Origin of the sequence: Ensifer sp. LC11, from assembly GCF_001695835.1 — a bacterium.
GTDB lineage: Bacteria > Pseudomonadota > Alphaproteobacteria > Rhizobiales > Rhizobiaceae > Ensifer.
Genome location: NZ_MBSO01000023.1, coordinates 364,445 through 376,886, shown reverse-complemented (window position 1 = coordinate 376,886; position 12,442 = coordinate 364,445). Strand labels below are relative to the sequence as shown.

Sequence of the window (12,442 nt, the reverse complement as noted above, 5' to 3'; positions counted from 1 at the left end):
CCTGTCAAGTTATTTCGCATGTTAAGTATCTCAACCAAAGACGACGACGAGGGCGGACGCACCGCCCCGTAAACGGGAACAGGCAGAGATGACTTGCAAGGGCGCTCAACGACGGAGGAATGGATGAGCACCATCGGTAAGGCCCTGACCTTGCTTGACGCGATCTCGCGCCTGGAAAAGGAAGCAGGCTTGAGCGACATTGCCAGGCATTGCGCGCTCGACAAGGCGACAGCCCGGCGTTTTCTCGTCGAACTGGAAAAGCACGGTTTCGTCGAGCAGGACGTGGAGACGCGGCGTTATCGCCTCGGTGGCGCGCCGGTGCGGCTTGCCCGCATTCGCGAGGCGCGTTTTCCCTATCTGAGCGTCGCGACGCCCTTCGCCAGGGAGCTTGCAAACCTGACCGGAGAAACCGTGCACCTCTCCGAGCACGCAGCCGGTCGCCTTTCGACTGTTCATGTGGAGGACTCGCAAAGGGCGCACCGGGTCATCGTCGATGTCGGCAGCATCCTGCCCTTCCACGCGACGGCATCCGGCCTCGCCTTTCTCGCCTTTAGCCAAGCAAGAGAGATCGACGAGGCCCTCTCGGCGCCGCTCAAGGCCTTCACCGACCAGACGTTGACCGACCCGGTGACGCTCCGCCAGACCCTCGGCGAGACGCTCCGGCGTGGCTACTCGATCTGTCATCACGGCCTCGAAACCGGCGTCGTCAGCGTTGCTGCGCCGATCCGCGCGCCAGGCAGCACCCCGGTCGGCGCGATCGCTGTCGCAGCCCCGGCGACGCGCGCGGAAAAAGAAACGGTGGATCAGATGGGCCGCGCCGCGATGGCAGCGGCGAGACGCATTTCCGAAAGACTCTTCGGGTTGGAGCAGGTTGCTGCCGATCCGCTGGCAAGGAGGGCCGGCTGATGAATGCAATGAACCGTCTCCCCAATATCCTCGTGGTGGGTACGGGAGATACCAAATGCGACGAACTCCAGTTCATGGCGTCCGTCATCCGCGAAGCCGGCGGCCTGCCTGTGATGATGGATGTCAGTATTCTCGGCGATCCGCCCTATGTGCCTGAATACTCCCGTCACGACATCGCCGAGGCCGCTGGCGTCAGCATCGCGGCAATCACTGCCAGCGGCGACGAACACAGCGCCATGGCGCTGATGGCAAGGGGTGCCGCCGCCCTCACCCGCTCCCTCTACGAAGCCGGCCAAGCCGATGGCGTCATCATTCTCGGCGGCTCCATGGGCACCGATCTTGCACTCGACGTCGCCGCCGCCCTGCCGCTCGGCGTGCCGAAATTCATCGTCTCGACCATCGCCTATTCGCACCTGCTGCCGCCGGAACGGATCGCGCCCGACCTGATGATGATCCTCTGGGCCGGCGGGCTCTACGGCCTCAACGGTATCTGCCGCTCGGTACTCTCCCAGGCCTGCGGCGCGGTCGTCGGTGCCGCCCGCTTCGGCACCAAGCCGGACGCCTCGCGGCCGCTGATCGGCATGACGTCACTCGGATCGAGCTGCCTCAAATACATGAAACACCTGAAGCCCGAACTCGAACGCCGCGGCTACGACGTCGCCGTCTTCCACGCGACCGGCATGGGCGGGCGCGCCTTCGAGGCGATCGCGGCTGAGAAGGGCTTCACCGCGGTCTTCGACTTCTGCATCCAGGAGGTCAGCAATCATCATCACGGCACCGTGGTCACCTCAGGCCCGGACCGGCTGGAGAATGCCGGACGATCCGGCATCCCGCAGATCGTCGCGCCCGGCGCCGTCGACATGGTCGACCTGCCGGCATGGCAACCAGTCCCAGAAGCCTTTGCCGGACGCCCCTATCATGCCCATAACCGGCTGCTCGGCTCGGTGACCACTTCTGCCGAAGGGCGGCGCGAGATCGCCCGCGTCATCGGCGACAAGCTTGCCGGCACCGGCACTGAGGTCGCCTTCATCCTGCCGCTTAGGGGTATCCAGGAGTGGGACCAGCCCGACGAGCCGCTCTACGAACCGGAAGCGCACGACGCCTTCATCGACGAGATGCGCCGGGCGATCCCCTCGGGCGTCGCCCTGCACGAAGTCGACAGCCACATCAACGCGCCGGAATTCTCGAAAACAGCGCTGGCGATCTTCGACGACTGGGTGGCGCGCGGCATCGTGGCCGAGGGCAGGCCATGAGCGAGAGAGCGCTGATCCTCGATTTCGGCGGCGTCGTCACCCGTACGCTGTTTGAAACCCACGACATCACCGAGCGGGCGCTCGGGCTTTCGCCCGGCACGCTCACCTGGCGCGGTCCCTTCGATCCCGCCACCGATCCGCTCTGGGCCGCCATGCAACGGCGCGAGATCACCGAGCGCGACTATTGGACGGAGCGCACGCGCGAGGTCGGACGGTTGCTTGGCGAAGACTGGACGGACATGAAGACCTTCGTGCAGCGGGCGCGCGGGGCAGAACCGGAACTCGTGCTCCGCCCCGAAGCACGCGAGGCGATCCTCACGGCCCACAAAGCCGGCATCCGGCTTGCGATCCTCTCCAACGAACTCGACCTCTTCTACGGCGTCGCATTTCGCGAGCGCTTCCCGCTGATCGAGCTCTTCGAGACGATCGTCGACGCCACCTACACCAACATCCTCAAGCCCGATCCGCGCGCCTACGAGCTGGTGCTTAGCCAGCTTTCCCTGCCGCGCGAAGCCTGCGTCTTCGTGGATGACCAATTGAAGAACATCGAGGGTGCGCGGGCGGTCGGTCTGCCTCACGTCCACTTCGACGTCACCCGCCCCACTGAGAGCTATGCCCGAGCGCTTCAGATGCTCGGCCTCGAACTGACAGGAGCATGACCATGCGCGAAACCAATTTCCTCATCGAGAACAATGCCCGCCATCTCTGGCATCCGATGGCGCACCCGGCCGAGATGCAGGCGACGCCGCCGCGCATCATCAATGCCGGCGAAGGCGTCGAGATCGTCGATATCCACGGCAAAAAGGTGCTCGATGCGGTCGGCGGCCTCTGGAACGTCAATCTCGGCTATTCCTGCGAACCGGTGAAGGAGGCGATCCGCCGCCAGCTCGACGAGCTGCCCTATTATTCGACCTTTCGCGGCACCACCAATTCGCCGCTGATCGAGCTTTCCTACGAGCTCGCCGAATGGTTCCGCGAGGATGGGCTCACCCGCTCGTTCTTCACTTCGGGTGGCTCGGATTCCGTCGAGACCTGCCTGCGGCTCGCCCGCCAGTACCACAAGCTCAACGGCCAGCCAGAGCGCACCAAGTTCGTCGCGCTGAAGAAGGGCTACCACGGCACCCATTTCGGCGGCGCCTCGGTCAATGGCAACGCCAATTTCCGGCGCAACTATGAGCCCTTGCTGCCCGGCGTCTTTCATCTGCCGGCGCCCTACACCTATCGCAACCCGTCCGACACGACCGATGGCGCGGTTGTCGCCAAGGCGATCGCCCGGCTCTTCGAAGACGAGATCGCTTTCCAGGGGGCCGACACGATCGCGGCGCTGATCATGGAGCCGGTGCTTGGCGCCGGCGGCGTCATCGTGCCGCACGAGACCTTCATGCCGCTGATGCGCGATATCTGCGACCGGCACGGCATTCTCCTGATCGCCGACGAGGTGATCACCGCCTTCGGCCGCACCGGCGCCTGGACCGGCTCGCGTCTCTTTGGCGTGAAGCCGGATTTCATGTCGACCGCCAAGGCGATCACCAACGGCTACTATCCCTTCGGCGCCGTGATGATCGCCGACAAGGTAGCGGAAGTGTTCGAGAGCAACCGCACCGCGGCTGGATCGATCGGCCATGGCTACACTTACTCCGGCCACCCGGTCGGCGCGGCGGCAGCGCTCGCGACATTGAAGGAAACCCGCAAGCAGAACGTGGCGGCCAATGCCGGCGCGCGCGGCAAGGAACTGATCGCCGGTCTCGAAGCGCTTAAGGACCGGCACGAATTGATCGGCGACGTGCGCGGCAAGGGGCTGATGTGCGCGATCGAGCTCGTCTCCAATCGGGAGAAGAAGACGGGTGCCGCGAAGGATGTTGTGCAGAAAATCCAGGACGCGACCTATGACGCCGGCGTCATGGTCAGGACCTCAGGTGCCAACGTCATCCTGTCGCCGCCACTGGTCATCACCGCCAGCGACGTCACCCGCATTCTGACGGCCCTCGACGCCGGCCTCACTGCGGCGCGGGGATGATAGCATGGCCGACAACGCGGATCTGATAGCGCGCCGCGAGCGGCTGCTCGGGCGCAACATGTCGCTCTTCTACGAGGAACCGGTGCATCTCGTGCGCGGTGAAGGCATCTGGCTCTTCGACGCCGACGGCCGCCGCTATCTCGACTGCTACAACAATGTGCCGCATGTCGGCCATTGCCATCCGCGGGTGACCGAGGCGATCGCCCGGCAGGCATCGATGCTCAACACCCACACGCGCTATCTGCACGAAGGCATTCTCGACTATGTCGAGCGGCTGACGGCGACCTTCGACGAAAGCCTCGACACCGCGATCCTGACCTGCACGGGAAGCGAGGCCAATGACGTGGCGCTGCGCATGGCCCAGGCCGTGACCGGCAGGACCGGGGTGATCGCCACCGATCACACCTATCACGGCAACACCGCGGCCGTATCGCAGCTTTCGACCCGCATGCCGCCGGTCGGCGGCTTCGGCGGCCATGTCCGCCACGTGCCGGCGCCCGACAGCTACCGGCCGCTCGGCGGCGAGCCAGGTGATACCTTTGCCGCCGCCTTCACCGCCAAGGTGGAAGAAGCGATCGCCTCCCTGCAGCAAAGCCCCCACGGTTTCTCGGCGCTGATCATCGACCCGTTCTTCGCCAACGAAGGATTTCCGGAGCTGCCCTCCGGCTTTCTCGCCGGCGCCGTCGCCGCGGTCAGAAGAGCGGGCGGCCTCGTCATCGCCGACGAAGTCCAGCCGGGTTTCGGCCGGACGGGCGGGCATATGTGGGGACATCAGAAAGCGGGCATCGTTCCCGATATCGTCACGCTTGGAAAGCCGATGGGCAACGGCCACCCGATCGGCGGCGTGGTGGCGGGTGCTGACACGCTGAACGCCTTCCGCAAGGCGTTCCGTTACTTCAACACCTTCGGCGGCAATCCGGTCTCCTGCGCCGCAGCGATGGCGGTGCTCGACGTGATCGAAGACGAAAAGCTGATCGAGAACGCCGCCAATGTCGGCGCCTATGCCAAGGCCGGTCTCGCTCGGCTCGCGGAGAAACACGGGGTAATCGGCGACATCAGGGGCAGCGGTCTGTTCTTCGGCGCGGAACTCGTCACTGACCGCCACGAGAAGACGCCGGCGAGCGCGCTCGCGACCAAGGTGATCAACGACATGCGCGACCGCGGCGTGCTGATGGGTAAGCTCGGTATCCACCAGTGCACCACGAAGATCCGCCCGCCGATGCCGTTTACCCGCGACAATGCCGATTTCATGCTGTCGACGCTCGACGACGTGCTTGCGGGTCTGTGAGCGGTCGATGTCGGCGAACCTGCCAAAACCCTTTCGTGACGCGCTTGACGAACGCGCACGACAAGCGCTCGCCTGTTGGGGCGTCACCGACCAAAAGCCGGAACTGCTGAAGTACCGCGAGAACGCGGTGTTTCGCGTCCACCTGGCGGATGGTCGCCCGGCGGCGCTGCGACTTCACCGCGCGGGCTACCACAGCGCCGAAGCACTGCATTCGGAACTGCTGTGGATGGCGGCGCTCAACAATGGCGGTCTTGCAGTGCCGCAGCCGATCTCCACCGAGGACGGACGGCTGCTTGTCGCCCTGCCGGCGGAAGGAGAATTTGGCACGCAGCACGCCGATGTCATCAACTGGATGGATGGAGAACCGCTCGGCGAAAGCGGCAAACCGCTGTCCCTCGCGCCTCAAAGACTCGTCAGGATATTTTCGGAGCTCGGCGCATCCATGGCCGAGATGCACAATCTTGCCGATCGCTGGACGCCGCCCGACGGCTTCTGGCGCGCCGCCTGGGACGGGGAAGGCCTCCTCGGGTCTCGGCCATTGTGGGGGCGCTTCTGGGATTGCGCGGTTTTGCCGCCTGCGCAAGCAACAGCGCTTTCGGCACTGCGTCATGATCTCAGGCAGCACCTGGCGACGCTGCCGACTCCGGCTAAGGATTTCGGGCTTATCCATGCGGACCTCGTTCGCGAGAATGTGCTCGTCGACGAGCGGGGCGTCACTTTTATCGATTTCGACGACGCGGGCCACGGTTTTCGCCTCTTCGACATCGCCACCGCCCTTTTGAAGAACCGGCGCGAACCGGCCTATGAAACCATCGCGGCCGCCCTGATTGCCGGCTATCGCAGCCGGCGCGCCCTTACCGATGCAGCACTCTCCAGCCTGCCGCTGTTTCTCGTGCTTCGCAGCCTCACTTACATCGGCTGGTTCGCCGCTCGGCCGGAACTGCCGGGGTCCGGCGAGCGCGTCCTGCGCTACGCCGACGAGACGCTGGCGCTTGCCAACGAGCTGGGCTTCACATGATGACCGGGAGCCAGAAACGCTCAGTCGTTGAGGCCCGCGAGTTCGTCCAGCATGTCGAGCAGGACCTCGACCCGCTCGCGGCCGTAACGGGTCTCGAGTTCCTCGTAGATCGCCCGGCTTTCCGGGCTGACATCTGCGATCACCCGCATGCCCTCGGGCGCAATTTCCAAGAGCACACGCCGGCCGTCGTCGGCGTCCTTGTGCTTGGTGATCAGGCCGCGCTCTTCGAGCGAACGGATGATGCGCGTCAGGCTCGGCGCCAGGATGAACGCCTTGTCGGCCATCTCGGACGCATCGACCCGACCTGCCTCTGCAAGGATACGGATCACCCGCCATTGCTGCTCGGTGATGTCATGGCGCGCCAACATCGGGCGGAAATGGGCCATGACCGCTTCGCGTGCCCGCAACAGGGCAATCGGCAGCGATCGGCGCGTATTGTGCGGCAACAGGGCGTCGTGGCCAAGGTCAGCAGGGGTTTTCTCGCGGCTCATGGGCGTTCTATCGGACATTTTTTATCGTTCTGCAATTGGCAGGCTCAAGTGCTGAAAGCGAGTTGCTTGACACCGCCGACAATTTTGTTAACGTGTTAAATATATGAGAGCGCATCGGGAGGAAAGATGCCGCATCTGACAATCGAATATTCTGGCAATCTCGACGACCGCGTCGACTTTGCAAAGCTGTGCCGCACGATGCACGAGACCATCCTCGGCACCGGCCTCTTCGAACTCGGCGCCGTCAGGGTGCGCACGATCCGTTGCAGCAACTATGCGATCGCGGACCTTTTGCCGGAGAACGGCTTCATCGACATGTCCTTCCGCATTGGCCGCGGCCGCACCGAGGCTGAGAAGAAGGCGACCGGAGACGCGATCTTCAAAGCCGCAAGCGATGAGCTTTCGCAGCTTTTCGTCACACCGCATTTCGCCCTCAGTCTGGAGATCCGCGAGATCGATCCGGAGCTGAGCTGGAAGAAAAACGCCATTCACCCCCGGCTGCGCGCCAACAAAGGCTGAGCGCGGCCCCTCCCCAAAGACAGCAGCGCGCGACGCAAGTCTGTGCCAGCATCGGAGAACACCATGTCCAAGCTCGATGAAAACCTCGCCAAGGCGGAACGCTATCTCGCTCGCTTCCGCAGCGAAGGCGTGCTCAACCATATCAACGGCGAAGCCGTTCCCGCGCTTGACGGCGAAACCTTCGAGACGATCTCGCCTGTCGACCTGAAGCCGCTTGCCAAGATTGCGCGCGGCAAGGCTGCGGACATCGACCGCGCGGCCAAGGCGGCAAAGGCTGCCTTCGCCGAATGGGGCGCGATGCCCGGCGAGACGCGCAAGAAGCTGCTGCACAGAATCGCCGACGCGATCGTCGCACGCGCCGAGGAGATCGCCTTCGTCGAGTGCATGGACACCGGACAGTCGTTGAAGTTCATGGCCAAGGCGGCGCTGCGCGGTGCTGAAAACTTCCGTTTCTTCGCCGACCGGGCGCCAGAAGCGCGCGACGGCAAGGTGCTGCGCGGCGGCAACCAGATCAACATGACCACGCGCGTACCGATCGGCCCGGTCGGCATCATCACTCCCTGGAACACGCCGTTCATGCTGTCGACCTGGAAGATTGCGCCAGCGCTTGCGGCCGGCTGCACCGTCGTCCACAAGCCCGCCGAATTTTCGCCGCTGACGGCGCGACTGCTGGTGGAGATCGCCGAGGAAGCGGGGCTGCCGAAAGGTGTCTGGAACCTCGTCAACGGCTTCGGCGAGGATGCCGGCCGGGCGCTGACGGAACACCCCGATATCAAGGCGATCGGCTTCGTCGGCGAAAGCCGCACGGGCTCGATGATCATGAGGCAGGGTGCCGAAACGCTGAAGCGTGTGCATTTCGAACTCGGCGGCAAGAACCCGGTCATCGTCTTTGCCGATGCCGATCTCGAGCGCGCCGCCGATGCGGCGGTCTTCATGATCTATTCGCTGAACGGCGAGCGCTGTACCTCGTCCTCGCGGCTGCTGGTCGAGGAGAGCATCTATGATCGCTTCACCGCGCTCGTTGCCGAAAAGGCGAAGCGCATCAAGGTCGGCCACCCGCTCGACCCGGAAACCGTTGTCGGTCCGCTGATCCATCCGGTGCACGAGAAGAAGGTGCTCGACTATATCCGCATCGGCCGCGAGGAAGGTGCTACCGTTGCTGCCGGCGGCGAGAAGTTCGCTGGTCCTGGTGGTGGCTGCTACGTCACCCCGACGCTGTTCACGGGTGCCAACAATGGCATGCGCATCGCTCAGGAGGAAATCTTCGGGCCGGTGCTGACCGCCATTCCGTTCAAGGACGAGGCGGATGCCTTGGCGCTTGCCAACGACGTACAATATGGCCTGACCGGCTATCTCTGGACCTCTGACGTCACCCGCGCCTTCCGCTTTACCGATCATCTCGAAGCCGGGATGATCTGGGTGAATTCGGAGAACGTGCGCCACCTGCCGACACCTTTTGGCGGCGTCAAAAGCTCGGGTATCGGCCGCGACGGTGGCGACTGGTCGTTCGATTTTTACATGGAAACCAAGAACATCGCCTTTGCCAGCTCGGCGCATGCGATCGCCAAGCTCGGCGGCTGAGCGCGCTGGCAGAACATCTGGAGGAGACTCAATGCCCTTGCCGAAACCGAACCTCTACCCGCCCTTCAACATCGTGCGGCTGAGCCATGTGGAGCTCGCGGTCACCGATCTCGCCAAATCGCGCGCCTTCTATGTGGATGTGCTCGGCCTGCAGGTCACCGACGAGACGACGGATACGATCTATCTCAGGGCCATGGAGGAACGCGGTCACCACTGCATCATTCTGAAGAAGGCGGCGACTGCCGAGGCTCGTGACCTGGGCTTCAAGGTCTATGGCGACGAAGATCTCGAAAAGGCGGCGCATTTCTTCAAGGGAAAGGATCTGCCGGTCGAGTGGATCGAGCGCCCCTACCAGGCGAGGACTTTCCGCACGCGCGACCCGCAGGGCATTCCGCTCGAGTTCTATTCGAAGATGGACCGCCTGCCGCCGATCCATCAGCAGTATGCCCTCTATCGCGGCGTGAAGCCGCTGCGCATCGACCACTTCAACTGCTTCTCGCCCAATGTCGACGAGGCGGTCGCCTTCTACAACGAGATCGGTTTCCGGGTAACGGAGTACACCGCCGATGAGGAGACCGGGCGCCTCTGGGCTGCCTGGACCCACCGCAAGGGTGGCGTGCACGACATCGCCTTTACCAATGGTCGCGGGCCGCGCCTGCATCACACCGCCTTCTGGGTGCCGACGCCACTCAACATCATCGACCTCTTGGACCTGATGTCGACCTCCGGGTGGCTCGCCAATATCGAGCGCGGCCCCGGCCGCCACGGCATCTCCAACGCCTTCTTCCTCTACGTCCGCGATCCGGACGGCCACCGCATCGAGATCTACTGCTCGGACTATCAGACGGTCGACCCGGATCTCGAACCGATCAAATGGGACCTGAAGGATCCGCAGCGCCAGACGCTCTGGGGCGCACCGGCGCCAAAATCCTGGTTCGAGGAAGGCAGCACTTTTGCCGGAGCCGAGATCCGTAACTCGATCCTGAAGGCCCAACCGATCGTCGCGCCTTGATGGTTTGGCGACAAGGATCAGGTAGAGCCAGAGAGCAGGCGGGAGGACGCAGATGGATCAGAAAAGTTTCGGCGAATGGTCGCTGAAGGCGGCGCAATGGGGTGCGGACTATCGCGCGTCGCTGCGCGACCGGCCAGTGCGGGCACAGACGGCACCGGGCGCGATTGCCGCCCAGATACCGTCGCGGCCGCCGCAGACGGGCGAGGACATGCAGGCGATCTTCGAGGACTTCGAGACGATCATCCTGCCGGGCATGACCCATTGGCAGCATCCGCGCTTCTTCGCCTATTTCCCGGCGAATGCGGCACCAGTCTCCGTCGTCGCCGAATATCTCGTCACCGCCATGGCGGCGCAATGCATGCTCTGGCAGACCTCACCGGCTGCAACCGAGCTTGAGACAAAGGTGATCGACTGGCTGCGCCAGGCGATCGGCCTGCCCGACGGCTTCTCCGGCGTGATCCAGGATTCGGCCTCTTCAGCGACGCTGTCTGCCGTGCTGGTCATGCGCGAAAAGGCGCTTGGTTGGCAGGGCAACAAAAAAGGGCTCGCCAGCCAGCCGCAGTTGCGCATCTACTCTTCCGATCAAGTTCATACCTCGATCGACCGGGCAATCTGGGTGTCCGGCATCGGCGATGAAAACCTCGTGCGCATCCCGGCGCAAGGGCCGCGCCGAGCGATGGACGCAAGCGCGCTCGAAGCGGCCATTATCAGAGACAAGGCGGCAGGCCTGCTGCCCGCGGGCGTGATCGCCTGTACCGGCGGCACCAGCACCGGCGCCTGCGACGACATCGCCGAGGTGGTGCGGGTCGCGCATGCGCACGGCCTCTACGTCCATGTCGACGCCGCCTGGGCCGGTGCCGCAATGATCTGCGAAGAGTTCCGCGAACTCTGGGCCGGGGTCGAGAAGGCGGACTCCGTCGTCTTCAATCCGCACAAATGGCTGGGCGCGCAATTCGACTGCTCGGCGCATTTCATCCGTAGCCCGGATGATCTCGTCAAAACGCTGGCGATCCAACCAGAATATCTGAAGACCCACGGCCGCGACGGCATCATCAATTATTCCGAATGGACGATCCCACTCGGACGGCGCTTCCGGGCGCTGAAACTCTGGTTCCTGTTGCGCTTCCATGGGCTCTCCGGTCTGCAGACAATGATCCGCAACCATGTCCGCTGGTCGGAGCAACTGGCGGAACGGCTGGCCGGGCACAAGGATTTCGAGATCGTCACTAAGCCGATGTTGTCGCTGTTTTCGTTTCGCCATCGCACATCAGGAGATGCAGACGCCCACAATATCGCGCTGGTCAATGCGATCAACGATGACGGCCGCATTTACCTGACGCAGACCCGTGTCGATGGCCGCGTCGCGATCCGCTTCCAGGCCGGCCAGTTCGACATGACGGAGGAGGATGCGGAAACCGCCTTCGACGTCATCACCGAAGTCGCTGCCGCGCTGAACACACACCGGAATGGAACGGAAACCGCCAAATGAGCCATCCCCGATTTGTTAGCTTTTCGTCCGATGGCAGACACGGCTACGGTCTTGTCGCCGGTAACGGCCTGGTGGATCTTTCAACTCGACATGGAACAGCCTTTCCGACGTTGCGTGAAGTGATCGAAGCCGGCGCCCTTGCCCGGCTTGCCGATGAAGCAGCCGGAATGGCGGCCGACATCTCGCTCGACGACATCCGCTACGAAATTCCGGTGCCGGCACCGGAGAAGATCATCTGCGTCGGCGTCAACTTTCCCGACCGCAACGAAGAGTACAAGGACGGCCAGGCGGCACCCGCGAATCCGTCGCTGTTCATCCGCTTCCCGCGCTCCTTTACCGGGCATGGGCAACCGCTGATCCGCCCACCGGAAAGCCCGCAGCTCGACTATGAAGGCGAGATCGTCATCGTTATCGGCAAGGGCGGCCGCCGCATTCCCGAGGCGTCAGCACTCGATCACATCGCCGCGCTGTCGCTCTCAAACGAAGGCACAATCCGCGACTGGGTGCGCCACGCCAAGTTCAACGTCACCCAGGGCAAGAACTTCGATCGCACCGGCTCGATCGGCCCCTGGCTGGTCCCCTTCACCGATGAGGGCCAGCTTGCCGACATCGGGCTCGAAACGCGGGTGAACGGTGAGGTGCGCCAGCAGGACCGCACCAGCCGGATGATCTTTTCCTTCCGCAAGATCATCAACTACGTCTCGACCTTTACGACGCTGGTTCCCGGCGACGTCATCGTCACCGGCACGCCGACCGGCGCCGGCGCCCGTTTCAATCCGCCAATCTGGCTGAAGCCCGGCGATATCGTCGAGGTCGAGGCCGAAGGCATCGGCACCCTCATCAACCCTGTCGCCGACGAGGCTTGAAC

At 63.8% G+C, this 12,442-nt stretch carries 12 protein-coding genes; 11 read left to right on the top strand and 1 reads right to left on the bottom strand.

The window, feature by feature from the left end; translation table 11 throughout:
- Positions 1-123: 123 nt before the first annotated feature.
- Genes BBX50_RS17975 through BBX50_RS17950 form a run of 6 tightly spaced genes read left to right on the top strand, consistent with a single transcriptional unit; the run spans position 124 to position 6,482 of the window.
- Entirely contained in the window at positions 124-906 is a 783-nt protein-coding gene (locus BBX50_RS17975) for an IclR family transcriptional regulator (protein ID WP_065776679.1), read from the top strand.
- A complete protein-coding gene (locus BBX50_RS17970; protein ID WP_065776678.1) occupies positions 906-2,159 on the top strand; it encodes a Tm-1-like ATP-binding domain-containing protein in 1,254 nt (417 codons plus the stop codon). Before BBX50_RS17975 ends, BBX50_RS17970 begins: the two co-directional genes overlap by 1 nt.
- A complete protein-coding gene (locus BBX50_RS17965) occupies positions 2,156-2,818 on the top strand; it encodes an HAD-IA family hydrolase (protein ID WP_065776677.1) in 663 nt (220 codons plus the stop codon). The genes BBX50_RS17970 and BBX50_RS17965 overlap by 4 nt, the downstream gene beginning before the upstream one ends.
- A 2-nt stretch (positions 2,819-2,820) precedes the next feature.
- Positions 2,821-4,176, top strand: a complete 1,356-nt coding sequence (locus BBX50_RS17960; RefSeq protein WP_065776676.1) for an aspartate aminotransferase family protein — start codon at positions 2,821-2,823, stop codon at positions 4,174-4,176.
- Between the two features lie 4 nt (positions 4,177-4,180).
- Entirely contained in the window at positions 4,181-5,464 is a 1,284-nt protein-coding gene (locus BBX50_RS17955; protein WP_065776675.1) for an aspartate aminotransferase family protein, read from the top strand.
- Positions 5,465-5,471: 7 nt separating this feature from the next.
- Entirely contained in the window at positions 5,472-6,482 is a 1,011-nt protein-coding gene (locus BBX50_RS17950) for a homoserine kinase (RefSeq protein WP_065776674.1), read from the top strand.
- A gap of 20 nt (positions 6,483-6,502) precedes the next feature.
- Here the strand turns inward: BBX50_RS17950 and hpaR are convergent, their stop codons facing one another.
- Positions 6,503-6,991 (bottom strand): homoprotocatechuate degradation operon regulator HpaR, encoded by a 489-nt coding sequence (gene hpaR, locus BBX50_RS17945; RefSeq protein ID WP_065776673.1) that lies wholly within the window; start codon positions 6,989-6,991, stop codon positions 6,503-6,505.
- 108 nt (positions 6,992-7,099) lie between these two features.
- On the opposite strand from hpaR, the gene BBX50_RS17940 reads away from it, so the two are divergent.
- From BBX50_RS17940 to BBX50_RS17920, 5 genes are all read left to right on the top strand, one after another.
- The gene (locus BBX50_RS17940; RefSeq protein ID WP_065776672.1) at positions 7,100-7,492 is read left to right on the top strand and encodes a 5-carboxymethyl-2-hydroxymuconate Delta-isomerase; all 393 of its coding nucleotides are present in this window, start codon (positions 7,100-7,102) and stop codon (positions 7,490-7,492) included.
- Positions 7,493-7,555: 63 nt separating this feature from the next.
- On the top strand, positions 7,556-9,073 hold the full coding sequence (hpaE, locus tag BBX50_RS17935; protein ID WP_065776671.1) for a 5-carboxymethyl-2-hydroxymuconate semialdehyde dehydrogenase: 1,518 nt from the start codon (positions 7,556-7,558) through the stop codon (positions 9,071-9,073).
- A 31-nt stretch (positions 9,074-9,104) separates the two neighbouring features.
- On the top strand, positions 9,105-10,085 hold the full coding sequence (hpaD, locus tag BBX50_RS17930; protein ID WP_065776670.1) for a 3,4-dihydroxyphenylacetate 2,3-dioxygenase: 981 nt from the start codon (positions 9,105-9,107) through the stop codon (positions 10,083-10,085).
- A 52-nt stretch (positions 10,086-10,137) separates the two neighbouring features.
- The gene (locus BBX50_RS17925) at positions 10,138-11,574 is read left to right on the top strand and encodes a pyridoxal-dependent decarboxylase (RefSeq protein WP_065776669.1); all 1,437 of its coding nucleotides are present in this window, start codon (positions 10,138-10,140) and stop codon (positions 11,572-11,574) included.
- On the top strand, positions 11,571-12,440 hold the full coding sequence (locus tag BBX50_RS17920) for a fumarylacetoacetate hydrolase family protein (protein ID WP_065776668.1): 870 nt from the start codon (positions 11,571-11,573) through the stop codon (positions 12,438-12,440). The genes BBX50_RS17925 and BBX50_RS17920 overlap by 4 nt, the downstream gene beginning before the upstream one ends.
- Positions 12,441-12,442: the final 2 nt, after the last annotated feature.